At 48.4% G+C, this 17,736-nt stretch carries 12 protein-coding genes; 9 read left to right on the forward strand and 3 right to left on the reverse strand.

Going from position 1 to position 17,736, the window contains the following annotated elements; all coding sequences use genetic code 11:
- Nucleotides 1-191: 191 nt before the first annotated feature.
- From ACT6PV_RS09075 to putP, 4 genes are all read left to right on the forward strand, one after another.
- The gene (locus ACT6PV_RS09075) at nucleotides 192-1,484 is read left to right on the forward strand and encodes an MFS transporter (protein WP_445116061.1); all 1,293 of its coding nucleotides are present in this window, start codon (nucleotides 192-194) and stop codon (nucleotides 1,482-1,484) included.
- A gap of 348 nt (nucleotides 1,485-1,832) precedes the next feature.
- Nucleotides 1,833-3,131, forward strand: a complete 1,299-nt coding sequence (locus ACT6PV_RS09080; protein WP_445116062.1) for an MFS transporter — start codon at nucleotides 1,833-1,835, stop codon at nucleotides 3,129-3,131.
- A 107-nt stretch (nucleotides 3,132-3,238) separates the two neighbouring features.
- On the forward strand, nucleotides 3,239-3,946 hold the full coding sequence (locus ACT6PV_RS09085) for an SIR2 family NAD-dependent protein deacylase (RefSeq protein WP_445116063.1): 708 nt from the start codon (nucleotides 3,239-3,241) through the stop codon (nucleotides 3,944-3,946).
- A 239-nt stretch (nucleotides 3,947-4,185) separates the two neighbouring features.
- Nucleotides 4,186-5,685: a sodium/proline symporter PutP gene (gene putP / locus ACT6PV_RS09090; RefSeq protein ID WP_445116064.1), complete on the forward strand. Its 1,500-nt coding sequence runs from the start codon at nucleotides 4,186-4,188 to the stop codon at nucleotides 5,683-5,685.
- Between the two features lie 114 nt (nucleotides 5,686-5,799).
- Here putP and ACT6PV_RS09095 read toward each other — a convergent pair whose 3' ends face one another.
- Nucleotides 5,800-6,294 (reverse strand): Lrp/AsnC ligand binding domain-containing protein, encoded by a 495-nt coding sequence (locus tag ACT6PV_RS09095; RefSeq protein ID WP_445116065.1) that lies wholly within the window; start codon nucleotides 6,292-6,294, stop codon nucleotides 5,800-5,802.
- 128 nt (nucleotides 6,295-6,422) lie between these two features.
- On the opposite strand from ACT6PV_RS09095, the gene putA reads away from it, so the two are divergent.
- The 5 genes from putA (at nucleotide 6,423) to thiM (ending at nucleotide 15,573) form a co-directional block, all read left to right on the forward strand.
- Nucleotides 6,423-10,169 carry a trifunctional transcriptional regulator/proline dehydrogenase/L-glutamate gamma-semialdehyde dehydrogenase gene (putA, locus tag ACT6PV_RS09100; RefSeq protein ID WP_445116066.1) on the forward strand — a complete coding sequence of 1,249 codons (3,747 nt, stop codon included), beginning with the start codon at nucleotides 6,423-6,425 and terminating at the stop codon, nucleotides 10,167-10,169.
- Nucleotides 10,170-10,423: 254 nt separating this feature from the next.
- Nucleotides 10,424-13,030 (forward strand): aminopeptidase N, encoded by a 2,607-nt coding sequence (gene pepN, locus ACT6PV_RS09105; RefSeq protein WP_445116067.1) that lies wholly within the window; start codon nucleotides 10,424-10,426, stop codon nucleotides 13,028-13,030.
- A gap of 130 nt (nucleotides 13,031-13,160) precedes the next feature.
- Nucleotides 13,161-13,274, forward strand: coding sequence for a hypothetical protein (locus ACT6PV_RS09110; RefSeq protein WP_445116068.1), 114 nt, complete (start codon nucleotides 13,161-13,163; stop codon nucleotides 13,272-13,274).
- Between the two features lie 251 nt (nucleotides 13,275-13,525).
- Nucleotides 13,526-14,686 carry a hypothetical protein gene (locus ACT6PV_RS09115; protein WP_445116069.1) on the forward strand — a complete coding sequence of 387 codons (1,161 nt, stop codon included), beginning with the start codon at nucleotides 13,526-13,528 and terminating at the stop codon, nucleotides 14,684-14,686.
- Between the two features lie 23 nt (nucleotides 14,687-14,709).
- The gene (thiM, locus tag ACT6PV_RS09120) at nucleotides 14,710-15,573 is read left to right on the forward strand and encodes a hydroxyethylthiazole kinase (RefSeq protein ID WP_445116070.1); all 864 of its coding nucleotides are present in this window, start codon (nucleotides 14,710-14,712) and stop codon (nucleotides 15,571-15,573) included.
- A gap of 37 nt (nucleotides 15,574-15,610) precedes the next feature.
- On the opposite strand, the gene ACT6PV_RS09125 is transcribed toward thiM, so the two are convergent.
- A complete protein-coding gene (locus ACT6PV_RS09125; RefSeq protein WP_445116071.1) occupies nucleotides 15,611-15,976 on the reverse strand; it encodes a 5-carboxymethyl-2-hydroxymuconate Delta-isomerase in 366 nt (121 codons plus the stop codon).
- A gap of 39 nt (nucleotides 15,977-16,015) precedes the next feature.
- Nucleotides 16,016-17,731: an AAA family ATPase gene (locus ACT6PV_RS09130; protein ID WP_445116072.1), complete on the reverse strand. Its 1,716-nt coding sequence runs from the start codon at nucleotides 17,729-17,731 to the stop codon at nucleotides 16,016-16,018.
- Between the last annotated feature and the right edge of the window lie 5 nt (nucleotides 17,732-17,736).

Genomic DNA, 17,736 nt, shown 5'->3' on the forward strand with positions numbered 1-17,736 from the left:
TCTAACCTACGCTGCTCACCACCAATCAACTATTTCATTGATTTATCACATTATATGGGTATCTTTTTTACTTATAAATAAAATAAATGATGATCCAGGGGCAAAAGCAATTATATTTATGTGCTTCATTATTACCCTATTGATTGTAATAAGGAAAGTTTTCAGCACCTCACATAAGCAAGGAATTCTTTATGGGTCAGACTTACAGTAAAGAAGAGAAACGGAGCCGTATTCGCGGTATTGTCGGCGCAGCTTCCGGTAATCTGGTCGAATGGTTTGATTTTTATATTTATGCAGTATTTGCTGTCTATTTCACAAAAGCCCTGACAGCACCCGATATGGACGCTGGCACACAGGCAATTTATGTGTGGGGCGTCTTCGCAGCCAGTTTCTTTATGCGGCCCATTGGCAGTTGGCTTTTCGGACGAATTGCCGATAAGCACGGCCGTAAAAAATCAATGGTTATTTCCATCTGTCTGATGGCAGTCAGCTCATTTATGTTTGCAGCATTGCCGACCTATGAACAGGTCGGAATGGCTGCACCGTTCCTGCTGCTGCTCATTCGCCTGTTACAGGGTTTATCTGTAGGGGGTGAATATGGTGCCGTGGCAACCTATATGAGTGAGCTGGGACTGAAAGGGCAACGGGGCTTTTTTGCATCTTTTCAGTATGTCACCCTGTCCGGTGGTCAGTTACTTGCCAGTTTACTCGGGGTAATCATGCTGGCCTTCCTGTCAGAACAGCAACTACATGACGGTGGCTGGCGTATTCCTTTTGTGATTGGGGGCATCGCAGCAATTATCTCTTTGCTTGCCCGTAGCCGCCTGGAAGAAACCCTGTCCACTGCAGACAGTGACAAGGAAGAATCCGGCAGTCTAAGGGAACTGTTTAAAAATCACTGGAAAACATTCCTGCTGGTGGTGGGTTATACCTCTGCCGGTTCACTGACTTTTTATGTGATTACCGTATATTCCAAAACCTATCTCACCAATATGGGTGTTGCCAGTAAAACCGTCGGATTCATCATGACGGCCTCCCTGTTTATTTTCATGATGGCACAGCCTTTGTTCGGGGCCATTTCCGACCGGATTGGCCGTCGTGCTGCCATGCTTGCCTTCAGCGGTACCATGGCAATTTTCATCTATCCGGTCATGGTCATCTGGATGCCGCATTTCAGCTATTCACCGTTCATGGTTGCGCTGTTACTGATTTTCCTGATGATGTTACTCAGCTTCTATACTTCAATCAGTGGCCTGGTCAAGGCAGAAATGTTCCCGCCCCATGTCCGTGCGCTGGGCGTCGGTTTCTCCTATGCCGTGGGAAATGCAATCTTTGGTGGTTCCGCACCCTCTGTGGCACTGCAGTTCAAGGCTGCAGGTATTGAAAGTACCTTCTTCCTCTATGTCATTTTCATGCTGGTAATCTGTTTCCTGTGTAGTTTCAAACTACCGAAAGAGCCGGAATACCTGAAACATGATCACTGATCGTGGCTGAATAAAATAAGGACTGCAACCCCACGAAGGTTGCAGTTTTTAGTTTAAATAAAAAATATGAATGACCGCCAGCAAAAATAACATTTAAAAAAATTCTCACATCATGAAAAACAATGCAGTAGGATTCGTGCTGAGTTTCAGCAATTTTTCAATCCATATCTGTATATATTTTGTCCAAAATCAACCCACTTCAGACAAATCATCCTAAACTGAACATCAAAGATGTTTTCCCCACGGAATATCTGATCAGGATATTTAAGCCAGGGGTCAGATAAGGTCAACAGGCCTCCACCCTTCTCTTTTAATCATCATGATAAAATTCAGTGATAAGGACATGCCATGAACGAAACACATGTTGATCAGCCCCATGAAAAACGTAATCGCGTCATGGCCATTGTCGGTGCAGCTTCCGGCAACCTGGTGGAATGGTTCGATTTCTATATCTACGCTTCTTTTGCCCTTTATTTTCAGCACGCCCTGACCGCCCCGGACATGAACGATTCTGCCAGGGCCATTTATGTATGGGGCGTGTTTGCTGCAAGTTTCTTTATGCGTCCCATAGGCAGCTGGCTCTTTGGCTGGATTGGCGATAAATATGGTCGCAAAAAATCAATGGTCATTTCCATCTCTCTGATGGCCATCAGCTCCTTTTTATTTGCAGCCTTGCCGAGCTATGACCAGGTCGGCATGATTGCCCCTTTTCTGCTACTGGCGGTCCGACTGTTGCAGGGACTTTCCGTCGGTGGGGAATATGGGACCGTGGCAACCTATATGAGTGAAGTGGCACTGAAAGGTCAGCGGGGTTTCTATGCATCTTTTCAGTATGTTACGCTGTCCGGTGGTCAGTTACTTGCCAGCCTGCTCGGTGTCATCATGCTGGCGCTGATGTCCCGGGAACAATTGATGGACGGCGGATGGCGTATTCCATTTGTTATTGGGGGGATGGTGGCAATTTTATCCTTCTTTGCACGCCGGCATTTAAAGGAAACGCTGTCTGAAAATGACAGCAACAGGGAAGAATCCGGCAGTTTAAACGCATTGTTTAAAAACCACTGGAAAACGTTTTTACTGGTGGTCGGCTACACTTCAGCCGGTTCATTGTGCTTTTATCTGATTACGGTCTATTCAAAAACCTATATCACCGGCCTGGGCTTCAGTGACCGGATCAGCGGCTATATGATGACTGTCGCCCTATTGGTCTTCATGCTGGTACAACCCCTATTCGGCATGCTGTCTGACCGGATTGGCCGGCGTAACTGCATGATGCTGTTCAGTATCATCTGCGCCATTTTTATCTACCCGGTCATACTCATTGCCATGCCATATTTCCACGACTCAGCTGTGATTGTGACCCTGTTACTGATTTTTCTGATGCTGCTGCTCAGCTTCTATACCTCAATCAGCGGGTTGGTGAAGGCTGAAATGTTTCCACCGCATATCCGGGCATTGGGTGTCGGTTTTGCCTATGCCGTCGGCAATGCCATTTTCGGTGGTTCAGCGCCTGCCGTTGCCCTGAAATTCAAAGCGCTGGGGCATGAAAATATCTTTTTTATCTATGTCATGGTCATGTTGATCATCTGTTTATTCTGCAGCATGAAATTACCGAAACAACCCCGATATTTGCATCATGATCGTTAGTCCTGACCGTTAGCCTACCCGTTTCAGTCCTGTCTGAAAGACATTTTTCCTGATCGATATTTTTTGCTAAAGTTCAGATGAAGCAGTAAAAAACAGAGGGTTCCCCCATGAAAAAACTGGTTGTATTTTCCGGTGCCGGCATGAGTGCAGAGAGTGGGATCAGCACCTTTCGTGATCATCAGGGTTTATGGGAAAATCACGATATACAGCAGGTTGCGACGCCCCAGGCCTGGGCCAGTGACCCGGCACTGGTCCAGCGTTTTTATAATGAACGGCGTAAAAACATTCTGGAGGCACAGCCCAATCAGGCGCATCAGATCATTGCAGCACTGGAAAGTCATTTTCATGTACAGGTCATTACACAGAATATTGATGACTTACATGAACGTGCCGGCAGCCAACAGGTCCTGCATCTGCATGGTAACATCCGACTGGCCAGGAGCTCAGGGCCGGGGTCGGAATATACAACAGATTTTTATCCGATTGATGGCTGGCGGCTCGATCTGCAACGGGACAAATGCCCGGCAGGTTATCCGCTGCGCCCGCATGTGGTGTGGTTTGGTGAAGCAGTACCTGCCTATGATCAGGCTGTGGCCCTGGTACAGGATGCTGATCTCTTCATTGTGATTGGTTCAACACTGACGGTTTACCCGGTCGCCGGACTGGTCCATGAAATCCCTGCGAGCTGCACGGCCTATTATATTGATCCCCGGGCAAACGATGCACGTGTGCCATCACAGTATCAGTGCATTCAGACCACCGCAACTGCCGGTATGCAAAGCCTATCTGATCAGCTGATTAGGGATCTGACCTGAAGGGCTATGGCCCGGTATTGAGTTTTCCAGCAACAGCCGGCAAAGTGTAACTTTATGTAATTATCGAGTGATGTTTATACACTTATCACGCTTTGTCGTGCACCGAGTGATCAATAAATGGAAAAGTCACACTATAATTTCGCATTTTTCCGGATGTGTGCCTGCATCTGCCCCCTTATTCACCTGCCATAAAGAATAATGCCTGGATGCATTGATCCAAAGGAATACAAGGATACGCTATGGACCACTTTAACCCCACAGTCATTACATTTGTTTTTTATATTATCGTCATGATATGCATCGGACTGTATGCATATCGGGCAACCACAGATTTTTCAGATTATATTCTGGGCGGCCGCAGTTTAGGCAGTTTCGTAACAGCCTTATCGGCCGGGGCATCAGACATGAGCGGCTGGTTACTGATGGGCCTGCCCGGCGCAATTTTCCTGACCGGTCTGTCTGAGGCCTGGATTGCTGTCGGACTGATCATTGGCGCATGGCTGAACTGGTTACTGGTGGCCGGACGTTTGCGGGTACATACTGAAGTACAGAACAATGCCCTGACCTTACCGGATTATTTCACCAGCCGTTTTGCTGACCGAAGAAAAATTCTGCGTATTATGTCCGCGCTGGTGATTCTAATTTTCTTTGCAATTTATTGTGCTTCCGGCATGGTGGCCGGTGCCCGTCTTTTTGAAAGCATTTTTGGTCTGACCTATGGCACCGCCCTGTGGATCAGCGCACTGGCCACCATCAGTTATGTCTGTATCGGTGGTTTTCTGGCGATCAGCTGGACCGACACTTTCCAGGCCGGCCTGATGATTTTTGCACTGCTGCTTGCACCGTTCATGACCTGGCTGGCCATTGGTGACACCCATCAACTCACTCAGTTGATTGAAACCGCCCGTCCCCATGCAAGCAGTATATTTTCGGGGGTCAGTGGTCTGGCCATTCTTTCATCCATGGCATGGGGCTTAGGCTATTTTGGACAGCCTCATATTCTGGTGCGTTTCATGGCGGCAGACTCAGTTCGTTCCATTCCGGCGGCACGTAAAATTGGCATGAGCTGGATGATTCTCTGCCTGGGCGGTGCGGTTGCCGTCGGTTATATTGGTATCGCCTGGTTTCAGCTGCACCCGGAACTGGCTGCCACTGTACAGCAGAATCCTGAAACCGTATTTATGGAACTCACCAAAATTCTGTTCAATCCCTGGGTTGCCGGTGTGGTGCTGGCAGCGATTCTGTCCGCAGTCATGAGTACGCTGAGCTGTCAGTTGCTGGTATGTTCCAGTACGCTGACCGAAGATTTATATAAAGCATTCTTTCGTAAAAATGCCTCTCAACATGAACTGGTGTGGGTTGGGCGCCTGATGGTACTGGCTATTGCCGTACTCGCCATCGTGCTGGCCTTTAACCCTGAAAGTAAGGTTCTTGGCCTGGTGGCCTATGCATGGGCCGGTTTTGGCGCTGCATTCGGCCCGCTGATCATTCTGTCGCTGCTGTGGAAGCGCATGACCCTGAACGGTGCATTGGCAGGCATGATTGTCGGTGCGGTCACCGTCATCCTGTGGAAAAATACCCTGGCCCATGTTGGCTTATACGAAATTGTACCGGGCTTTGTTCTTTCGTTCATCAGTATCATTGTGGTCAGTCTGATGGGCAAGGCACCTGAACAGGACATCATTGATCGTTTTGAACAGTCCGAGCAGGTTTATGCACGCGAAATGAAGAATCTGTAAGGGATAAGCATCGTCCTGCAACAGAAATTCCAGCATGCAGAAGTAAGCTAAGGGGCTGAGTGCCCCTTATTTTGTTTCAGGTATTTTATTTCAGGGGCTGTTTCAGATGTTTACTCAGCCCTTGCTGACCCTGGTTGGCAAGGCAATTCTGGCACTGTCCTTGATCACTTCCATCACCGGATAACTGCGTGTTTCCCTGACGCCAGGAAGCTGCCACAACACCTGTCCGGAAATCCGCCGGAATTCTGCCATATCCTTACAGCGGATTTTGACCAGAAAATCAAAACCGCCACTGATCATATGACAGGCGGCAATTTCAGGATATTGCACCACTGCATCAGAAAATTCATCCAGCACATTCGGGGTGGTTTTATCCAGCAGAATTTCAACAAATACCACAAAACCGGTATCCAGCATCGCCGGATTTAACCGGGCTTCATAACCCAGTATAAAACCCTCAGCAGTCAGTTTCTGTACCCGTGCAAGCACTGCCGTAGCCGACAAATTCACCGCTTCGGCCAGTTTGATATTCGGAATTTTTCCATCCTGCTGCAAAATATCCAGAATTTTGATGTCTATACGGTCCAGATTCGAAGTTGGGTTCGACATTGAAATTTTTCCCTAAAAATCATGTAAATTATAGTGAGTTGTTCGGCAATATTTTTGTAATCATAAATTATATCCGTCTTCTGCCTCAACAAAAATATTGCTCTCTTTTAAAGTCACAGGACATTGACATGACGCAACCAGCTCCAGGTCCTCATACCAATGTAGCCTTAGCCGGCACTGCTCCCATCACCACATTCAGCGAAAAAAATGAATATGAACTGGCCATCAATACCGCATGGCGGCGTTCAGAACCGGAATGTGTGGAAAATCTGCTGGCGCACGCTGTCTTTGATGATGCGCTGAATCAGAAAATTTACGCACAGGCATTTCAGCTGGCGCATACGCTGCGGGAAGGCAAAAGCTCCACCGGGAAAGCCGGTATCGTACAGGGGCTATTGCAGGAATTTTCCCTGTCTTCTCAGGAAGGAATTGCCCTGATGTGCCTGGCTGAAGCCCTGCTGCGCATTCCGGACAACGCCACCCGTGATTTGCTAATCCGTGACAAAATCAACCAGGGCAACTGGAAGGCGCATCTTGGTCAGAGTAAGCTCATGTTTGTCAACGCAGCTGCATGGGGACTGATGCTGACCGGTAAACTGATGGAAGCTCCTGAACAGCAGAGCCTTTCTGGACTGTTGACCTCACTGCTGGCACGCAGTGGCCGCGGGATTATCCGCAAGGCTGTGGATGTGGCCATGCGTATGATGGGTGAACAGTTTGTCACCGGTGAAACCATTGCAGAAGCACTGGAGCATGCCCGGAACCTTGAAAATAAGGGCTTCCGCTACTCTTACGATATGCTGGGCGAAGCCGCGCTGACTGAACAGGATGCAAACCGCTATTTTGATGATTATACCCGGGCCATTCATGCAATCGGCCAGGCATCAGCAGAGATGGATATCTATACCGGACCGGGAATTTCCATCAAACTTTCTGCGCTGCACCCACGTTATCAGCGTGCTCAGATTAACCGGGTACACGACGAGCTGTATGGCCGGATGCTTGAACTGGCCATATTGGCCAGAAGTTACAATATTGGTCTGAATATTGATGCAGAAGAAACTGATCGGCTGGAACTGTCACTTGAGTTACTGCAGCGTCTGTGCTTTGAGCCTGCTCTTGCTGGATGGCAAGGGATTGGTTTTGTCATTCAGGCCTATCAGAAACGCTGTTTCCATGTGGTGGACTGTCTCATTGATCTGGCAAAACGCAGTCAGAAACGTCTGATGATCCGCCTGGTCAAAGGGGCTTACTGGGACAGTGAAATCAAAAAAGCACAGATTGACGGCATGGCAGATTATCCGGTGTTTACCCGCAAAGCCCATACTGATCTGTCCTATATTGCCTGTGCCAGCAAACTACTGGCAGCGCCAGACCAGATTTACCCACAGTTTGCAACCCACAATGCCCAGACACTGGCCACTGTTTATCAACTTGCTGATCCGGCACGTTACTATCCGGGGCAGTATGAGTTCCAGTGCCTGCACGGTATGGGTGAGCCGCTGTATGCGCAGGTAGTCAACGCTGTAAATGAACATAGCCCCGGGGTGCCATGCCGGATTTATGCACCGGTGGGTAACCACGAAACATTGCTGGCTTACCTGGTGCGTCGCTTACTGGAAAATGGTGCCAATACCTCCTTTGTCAATCGCATCGCCGATAAAAACCTGAAACTGGAAATACTGCTTAAAGATCCTGTGCAGGAAATTCAGAAACTTGCCCGGGAAACCGGTAAAGTCGGTCAGCAACACCCGGCCATTCCCCTGCCGGCTGATCTGCTGAAACCCGTCCGGGGCAATTCACAGGGCATTGATCTGGCCAATGATCGTGAGTTGCAGCAACTCAATCAGCTGAGCCATGAACTGTCATTGCATACATGGCACAGCCATCCGCTAATCGAAGGCTTTGATGCCTCACAGCTGAACCGGGCCTCAGCGCGGCAAATCCTCAATCCGGCCAGTCATTCAGATATCGTCGGTATGGTGCATGAAGCAGAACCACAGCATGTGGATGCTGCACTGAATCATGCTGCAACAGCATTCCCGCGCTGGTCACACACCACCGCGGCAGAACGTGCAGGCTATCTGCTGGAAGCTGCTGAACTGATGCAAGCGCGCATGGCACAGCTGACAGTGCTACTGTGCAGGGAAAGTGGTAAAACCCATGCCAATGGAATTGCCGAAGTCCGCGAGGCCATTGACTTCCTGCACTACTATGCGGCCCAGATTCAGCATATGGATGATTCCGGCATTCAACCACTGGGAACAATCCTCTGCATCAGTCCGTGGAATTTCCCACTTGCAATTTTCTCCGGTCAGATTGCTGCGGCCCTGGCAGCAGGCAACTGTGTGATTGCCAAACCTGCCGAGCAGACCCCGCTGATCGCCGCAGAAGCCATCCGAATCTTATGGGAAGCGGGTATTCCTCAATCTGTCGTACAGCTACTGCCGGGACGTGGTGAAACGGTCGGTAGCCAGCTGAGTCAGGATGAGCGTATCCAGGCGCTTATGTTTACCGGTTCAACAGAAGTCGCCCGGATTCTGCAAAACACCCTGTCCGCCCGCTTAAGCGCATCCGGCCAGCCCATTCCACTTATTGCAGAAACCGGTGGTCAGAATGCCATGATCGTGGACTCATCGGCCCTGACTGAACAGGTGGTACTGGATGCCGTTAACTCTGCATTTGACAGTGCCGGCCAACGCTGTTCAGCACTCCGGATTCTGTGCGTACAGCAGGATAACGCAGCGACATTAATCACCATGCTCAAGGGAGCCATGCAACAGCTCAGTGTCGGAAATCCCATGTATCTGAGTACCGATGTTGGCCCGGTTATTGACGCTGAGGCGCAGGACAATATTGAACGTCATATCAGACAAATGCGGGAAAAAGGCTATCCTGTTCATCAGCTGATGCTGAACCGCAACGGTCGTGCACTAACCCAGGGAAGTTTCATTCCCCCGACCTTAATTGAATTACCGGATTTACAGGATTTAAAACGGGAAGTGTTTGGTCCGGTCCTGCACATCATCACCTATCAATACGGTGAACTTGAACAACTGATCCAGCAGATCAATGACAAAGGCTATGGGCTGACCATGGGACTGCATACCCGGATTGATGAGACCATTCAGACCGTGATTGCTCAGGCTGAGGTCGGAAACCTGTACATCAACCGTAATATTGTGGGTGCCGTGGTCGGTGTACAGCCTTTCGGTGGTGAAGGCCTGTCCGGAACCGGCCCCAAAGCCGGCGGTCCGCTTTATCTATATCGGTTGATGCAGCATAATCCTGCTGCCTTACAGCGACCATTCGGAACCCTCCAGAACATGATCGTGGAGCAGCAACTGCAACCCTTGTATGCACAATTCAATTTATGGGTAAAACAACAGTTCCCGCAATATCCTTCTACTGAATGGCACGCGCCACTCGGAGCGTATGCACTTCCCGGGCCGACCGGTGAAACCAATCAGTACAGGGTAATTGCACGCAAAAGTACGCTGGTCATTGCAGACCACGCCCTGGCTCAGCTGCAACAGATCGCAGCCATTCTGGCCATTGGCAGTCAGCCGGTGATTCTACGGGACAATGTCTGGCTACTGGATCATCTGCAAAGCATGCCTCAGGTCTTGCGTCAGCATATTCGGATCATTGACAATATTAACGGTGATTTTGACGCTGTGCTGTATCAGGGGTCCACCGAAAAGCTGATGCAGCTGCAGGCTCAGATTGCCCATCGTGATGGCCCGATTATCGGGATCACCCGGCTGGAAAATGCGCAGCCCATCCCACTGGAAAGACTGCTGATTGAACGTGCACTCAGCACTAATACCGCAGCAGCCGGTGGCAATGCCAGCCTGATGACCCTGCAGAGTTGAATACAGTGCCAGATATTGAAGCAGCCAGAACAACAAATTGAGGGCAGCGCACTGAAAACTGAGAACAGAATGGGGCTGAATGGATTCAGCTCCATTTTATGTTCATCCCACTCAGCCATATTGAAAACAAAGCTGCCCACCCCGACATAAAACTGAACAAACAGCGCAGACAGTAAATTAAAGTTGGCGTATGATCGATAGGCATTACAGCAATTTATGACGCTGAGCTGACATACAGGATTAGGAATAAATATATGAATATCGCGGCAAATCCAATGGTCGAGACAAACCAGACTGTTTATTTAAAAGATTATCAGAAACCCTCTTTTCTTGTTGACTCCATCCATCTGGATATCCAGCTTCATCATGATCATACCAATGTCAATGCCACACTGGTGATGAAGCGCCAGACAGCAGGTGAACTGGTGCTGCTGGGTCGTGATCTGGAGCTGAAATCGATTACGCTGAATGGCCGGCAGCTGAATGACACTGAATATACACTGGATACTGAACAGCTGCTGATTAACAATGCACCGGATGATGTCATTATTGAAACGCAAGTGGTGATTCACCCTGAAAATAACACCATGCTTGAAGGCCTGTATCAGGCCGGTGATTTGTTTGTCACCCAGAATGAACCGGAAGGTTTTCGCAAGATCACATTCTATCCGGACCGTCCGGATGTGCTTTCGGTATTTACCACCCGGGTGGAAGCCGACAAAAAATATCCGGTGCTGCTGGCCAATGGTAATCTGCTTGAAACCGGTGAAGTGGGTAATGATCGCCACTATGCCATCTGGCAGGATCCCACTAAAAAGCCCAGTTATCTGTTTGCCTGTGTAATTGGTGACCTGGCCGTACTGAAAGATCGGTATACCACCTTTGAAGGGCGGGATGTTTCCATGGAAATTTATGCGCTGGAAAAAGATCTTTCCAAATGCAGCATTGCCATGGAAGCCCTGAAACATTCCATGCGCTGGGATGAAGAACATTATGGTCGTCCCTATGACCTGGACAACTATATGATTGTTGCCGTCAGTCAGTTCAATATGGGGGCCATGGAAAATAAGGGACTGAATATTTTCAACACCTCCTGTGTACTTGCAGATGAAGAATACACCACGGATGCCGCCATCATGCGGGTTCAGTCAGTGATTGCACATGAATATTTCCATAACTGGACCGGTAACCGCATTACCTGCCGCGACTGGTTTCAGCTCTGCCTGAAGGAAGGCCTGACGGTGTTCCGTGACCAGTCTTTTTCCGAAGACTTACAATCTGCGGCGGTACAGCGTATTGACGATGTCGCAACCTTAAAAGCCTATCAGTTCCCCGAAGACTCCGGCCCGCTTTCACATCCGCCACGCCCTGATCACTTTGTGGAAATCAACAATTTCTACACGGCAACCGTTTATGAAAAGGGTGCGGAAATTAACCGCATGATGTTCACTTTGCTGGGCAGGGAAAAATTCCGTCAGGGCACAGACGAATATTTCCGCCGCCATGATGGTCAGGCCGTCACGGTGGAAGACTGGGTTGCGGCTCTGACCGCCGGTTCCGGTGTGGATTTATCCAGTTTTCTGACCTGGTATAATCAGCCGGGTACGCCACAGCTGGAGGCTCAGGGCAGTTATGATGCAGCAAATCAGACCTATCGACTGGATTTCAGACAAAGCCTGAAAGCTCATCCGCGATATCCCGATTTAAAAGCTGTTCCCATTCCGGTGGCACTGGCATTATTCAATGCTGAAACCGGAGAACAATTCAGCCTGGTGTCCGATGCCCTGACTGAAAATCAGGTCCGGGATGGCGTGTATCTATTTGACCAGAATCAGGCCAACATTGAATTTTCAGGGATCAGCAGTAAACCGGTTGCCTCCCTGCTACGTAATTTTTCTGCACCGGTCAATCTGATTTTTAACTATTCAGATGAGGAACTGGCCTTCCTGCTGCAATATGAAACCAATGGTTTTAATCAGTGGCAGGCAGCGCAGACCCTGCTGGAGCGTATTTTATTGCAGGACCACCCGGCCGAAGCCTATATTCAGGCGATTAAAAATACCCTTCCGGAACTGGTCAGTCAGGACCCGCTGCTGGCATCCCGCTTATTTGACGTTCCCAGCGAAGGTTATTTGGGCAGTCGTATCGACAGCAATTATGAACCTGAAATCATTCAGGAAAAACGTAATGCAGTACTGGATAAACTGGCCCGTGAGCTGGGCGATTTCTGGCAGGAACTCTATCTCAATTCGGACCCTGACACACAGCATGAATTCAGTCAGGCCATGGGTGTCCGGGCACTGCGCAATATTGCACTGACCATGCTGGCCCGCCAGGGTAATACACAGACTTTTGATTATGCCTATACGCTGTATCAGCAGACAGCCAATATGTCGGAACGTCTGGGTGCACTGCGTGTGCTGGTCTGGAATGATGCACCACAGGCCAGCGATGCACTGGCTGATTTTTACCAGCGCTTTAAACATGAAGCCCTGGCACTGGATCAATGGTTTATGATTCAGGCCTCAAACCCTGCTGCCACAGCAGAAACTATCCGTTATTTAACTTCACATGCCGATTATGACCTGAGTACACCAAACCGCATCCGCTCCGTGAGTGGTGGCCTGAATGTCAATCCGGTCAATACCTGGAGTTTTGGTATTGAATATTTCACCGAACTGGCAAAATATCTGGATGACAAAAACCCAATCGTCGGCTCACGCCTGTTACAGGTACTGTCACGCTGGTATACCCTGTCAGAACCACGGCGTACGGAAGTGAAGCAGGCACTGGAGGCCTTAAAACCTCAGGTCAAATCCAGGAATGTCAGCGAGACCCTGAATAGCATGCTAAGCATATAATATTTATGTATAATTTAAAAAACCGGTCATATGGACCGGTTTTTTATAAAAATTTCATCTGAATCTTATACAAAATATATGCATATTATTGTAAAATACTCATGTTTAACGCCATTTTAAAAATAAGTGCATGAATATACTGAAATTTATTAAAAGCTTTAATACCGTCAACTGTTATTTGATCATTACTTCAATGCTGTTGATGGGACTGATCCTATATTTCTACGTGGTCCATCCTGTCTGAATTTTCCACAATCGCCTGTCCATTAGAATATTTATGTGAATACTCCACTTGATCTGTGGATGCTTCAGTGAATATGCTCTATGCATATTGCAACTGAAATATGCTTTTTTTACACGAATCATTCAAATGGCTCAGCGTCGACTGGTAAATCAGCATCAGAATGCGTTGATTGTTCATCTGTACTGCCCTGAACCCGCAGCAAGCGGTGTATACTCGGGCTGATGATTTAGCTCACCTGAGATGTATGCCTGATGGCCCTTCATATTCTGAAAAAAAAGCTCGATGAAAGTCACAGCTGCCCACTGTGTCAGGCAGCCATGTATTTCATTGAAGCTGAAGAATTTGAACAGGAACTGAACTATCATGAATGCAGTCATTGTCAGCATAAGCTGTTTCAGAATGATCAGCATAACTGCCATTGCAAACACTGTACCGAAACCCGAAAAAAACTACTGACAGAAACCCGGTTACAGGAACAACGGAAACTCAGCAAAAATAAACAGACTACGGAATACCGACTGGAACAGCTGAGTTTTCTGAATAAACTGTTTTTGCTGAGCCTGCTGGACAGCCATATCCAGGAGGGTGTCACGCATGACGAATTCATTGAATGGGATGCCGTGAAATACCAGCCCATTACACCCAGTTATTTTTTTCAGAATCAGCTGGTCAAACAATTGGTCAGAGATGGGATACTGCTTGCCCGTGATTTTTCCGATCACGTACAGCGCTATTATCTGAATGTCCGCCTGGATGGTTATAGTGAACCCAGTCTGTTCAGCATCACCCAGCAGCTCAGACACTGGTTTTATGAAAATTTAAGTCGGGGCCTGCCTTTTCAACAGGCTGAAGAAGTCAGGGATGCGCTGTATACGGTGCTGTATCAGGAAATCATTCAGTTTATGCAGCATTATTGCCGCACCTGGGGAATTCAGATTGCCGGCAATCAGAGTTTTCAGACATTTTGCCATCGCTTGCTTGACTCGCTGGCACTCGGGCAGATTTATTATCTGGTTCAGACCGCACTTGAATACCTGTATCAGCAAAAGGCATTACAGACCCGCAATGAAAACTTCATCAATACCCATCTGCTGAAAAAAACCCTGCAACAATACCGTGAGCGTTCAGTCAATGAAAAATGGGAAACTGCGACCCTGCCCCGCCCGCAGAATATTCCCTTAAGTAAAATGAGTGAAATCCTGTTTTTCAGATTGCTGGGCTATGATGAGACTATCTTTTTCCAGCCGGTATGGCGTTCATGGAAGAAAATTGAACCCCGTCTGAATTTTTACGCCGCCAAACGCTGTATGCATTGTGGTTCAGATGACCTGAATATCGAATATGACGCCGAAAATCATGTCACACTCAGCTGCCGACATTGCGGACATCAGGACCACTATTTTACCAGATAAGGGAAAAATTAAGAGAAACCAACATGAATCTGCCTGAATCACTGCTACCACAAACTGAACCTGCATTACAGCACCAGACTGACCGCTTACTTGAACAGGTGGTGGAAGCCTGGACACTATTACAGGCCCGGCAACCGCTGGTACAATGTATCACCAACCATGTTGCTGCCAACTATAGCGCCAATATTTTACTGGCAGCAGGTGCCTCGCCTGCCATGATTGACAACCCATTTGAAGCAGAAAGCTTTACTTCCATCAGTGCAGCCCTGAGCATCAATGTCGGCACGCCCACCACAGAACAGATGCAGGCCATGCAGATTTCTGCACAGACTGCTGCCACAAAGCAATTGCCCTGGGTACTCGATCCAGTAGGTTATGGCGCCGCTCTGAAATGGCGCAGTGACATGGTGGACCAGCTGCTGTTACTGAATCCCACCATCATTCGTGGTAATGCTTCAGAAATCAGCAGACTGGCAGGCCATCAGGCGCAATCCCGGGGTGTGGACAGCACTCTGAACAGCAATGATGTGCATCGTCAGGCAGGCAGCTTACTGCAACACTGCGAATGTGTCGCCATCTCAGGGGAAGCAGATTTTATTTTATCCAGGCAACTGAACAACGTTATTCAGATCAATGGCGGCAGCTGCCTGCAACCGAAAGTCACCGCAAGCGGCTGTGCGCTGGGTGCCCTGATTGCGGCCTATGCGGCAGTCAGCACCGCAACTGTGGCCGCTGTTGCTGCGCATGTGCATTTTGCCATTGCCGGGAAACTCGCCTTTCAGCAAAGCCAGCAGGTCGGCAGTTTTAATGTGGCCTTCATGGACCATATTCATCAATTAAATGCAGATCAGATTGTTCAGTATGCTGATTTTCAGATTTTAAAATAACGTGAGTAACTGCGCCATGCAGATACAACCTGTTGCATCAGCTGTCGATACTGACTTTTCGATAACTGGCCCGATTAATTTCACAGACCTCACAGCACAGTTGCACCTGTAAACCGTCCATCTGGCCATAATCCTGCTCAGCGATCACCTGGGCTAATTTTTCTGAGATGGCCGCCTTAAACGCATCACTGCGCCCCTCCAGTAAAGATAGTTTTAAATAAACATAAGCATGGCTGCCGGTTTCCAGTCCGACCAGATATGCTGAATTGGTCAATACCCGGCTTTTGATATCCAGCGGCTGAAATTCTCCGGTTTCAATCAGACACTGATTAATTCGGGTGAGGAGTTTCTGCGTATCAACCTTCTGAATATTATCTGAATATTCAACAACAACGTGCGGCATGAGACCTATCCTGTATCTGTTGCATAAGCCGTATATGGATTATTTGACAAACAATAACGCCAGCCGGACCTGATCATAACCCATTCGTGGACTGGTGGCTTCAACAATCGGCCGTAATTTAATGGCACCATCTTCACTGAAATGTTCCGGATTCTGTCGTTTCATCAAACGTTTATAAATTTTACGGACTTCCTCAACCACCTCTTCACCAGGGCTGGCCACTGAAATATCCAGCCCCTGTTCACGCTGTAAACGTGCCAGATGGTTGATAATGGTTGCCGGGGTCAAACCACGTTCAACCGCAATATCCTGAATCTCATAACCAGACTCAAACAGGGCACGTGTTTCATCGAGTGTGGCCACTGCATAATTCTGCTTGTCTGCATTCCTGGCAATTTTCTTTTCATTGCGTTCAATTTCAGTACTGTTCAGCGTACCGCCGCAATGACGGATAAATGCAGCATGTTGCACAGCCAGTTCAGCATGTTCATAGTGCGATGCCGCTTCACTGGACAATTCCTGGAAACGCAGATCAGCCTTGACAGCCAGTCTATCCAGTTGCAGCGCCTGCTCATTCAGCCCCAGCAGTTTCAAGCCATAAATGGATTTTAACCGTGACAGGGCCACATAGCCCTGGCCCTTTTCAAACGTATGCGACAGGTTAATTTCAGCAGCTTCCAGCGTCATGCCCTGCGATTTATGAATGGTAATCGCCCACGCCAGACGCAGCGGGATCTGTTGCAGACTGGCAATGGCTTTACCGGCTTCGTTATCAACCGACCATGTTTCCGGTTCCACCACCAGCACCGTGCCATCTGTCATTTTCACTTTGGGCAACAGGCCCTGTTCATCACTTTCTTCAAAGTCAATCACCTCACCCATACTGCCGTTGATATAGCCCATATCAAAATTATTTTTGACAAACATAACCCTGGCATGTTTTTTCAGGGTCAGCGCTTCCGGCGCCCGTACCGAAGATTTCAGGGTTTCCAGCAACTTTTCATTGCCATCACAGACAGCAACAAACTGACGCTCATCCCCTTCAATGGCATTTAAATGCTGAAAATTAATGCTGTCCACATCCATATTATGCGTATATAAACGGGTGAAGGTTTCTCCAATATCCTGCTGGCCGGTCTGCCGGAGCAGCTCAATCTGCTGCGGCTGAATATTCTGTGCGCGTATCGCATTTAAAATATCGTTGAGTGCAGAATCATCCTGTCGATGCTGTTCGGTCAGATAACAGACCCGGAATTTTGCTTCCACCCAGGCCGCTGACATAAAGCAGAACTTGTCCCGGTTTTCCTCACCCTTTTTACCCACCGGGGGCAACTGGAAAAAATCGCCGGCAACAATCAACTGAATCCCGCCAAATGCCTGATCTGATTCCTTAAAATACTTAAGGACCTGATTCACCAGGTTCAGCTGTTTCGCATGCAGCATTGAAATTTCATCAATGATCAACACCTGTGCATTCTGCAGATGTTCCTTTAAGTATTTACGCTCTTTCATGCGCTTCAGGTCATCATCGGACAGGACGTCCTTAATGCCGATACCAGCCCAGGTGTGAATGGTCATGCCATTCATATGCGTTGCTGCAATCCCGGTGGATGCGGTAATTGCCACCGGCACTTTCCGGGCTTTCAAATAATGAATATACTGATTCAGTGTATAGGTTTTCCCTGCACCGGCAGATCCCGTCAGAAAGATATTTTCACCGGTTTTCATTAATTTCAGTGCAGTTTCCTGTTTCATAACAG

The sequence above is a fragment of the Acinetobacter sp. WZC-1 genome (assembly GCF_052544965.1).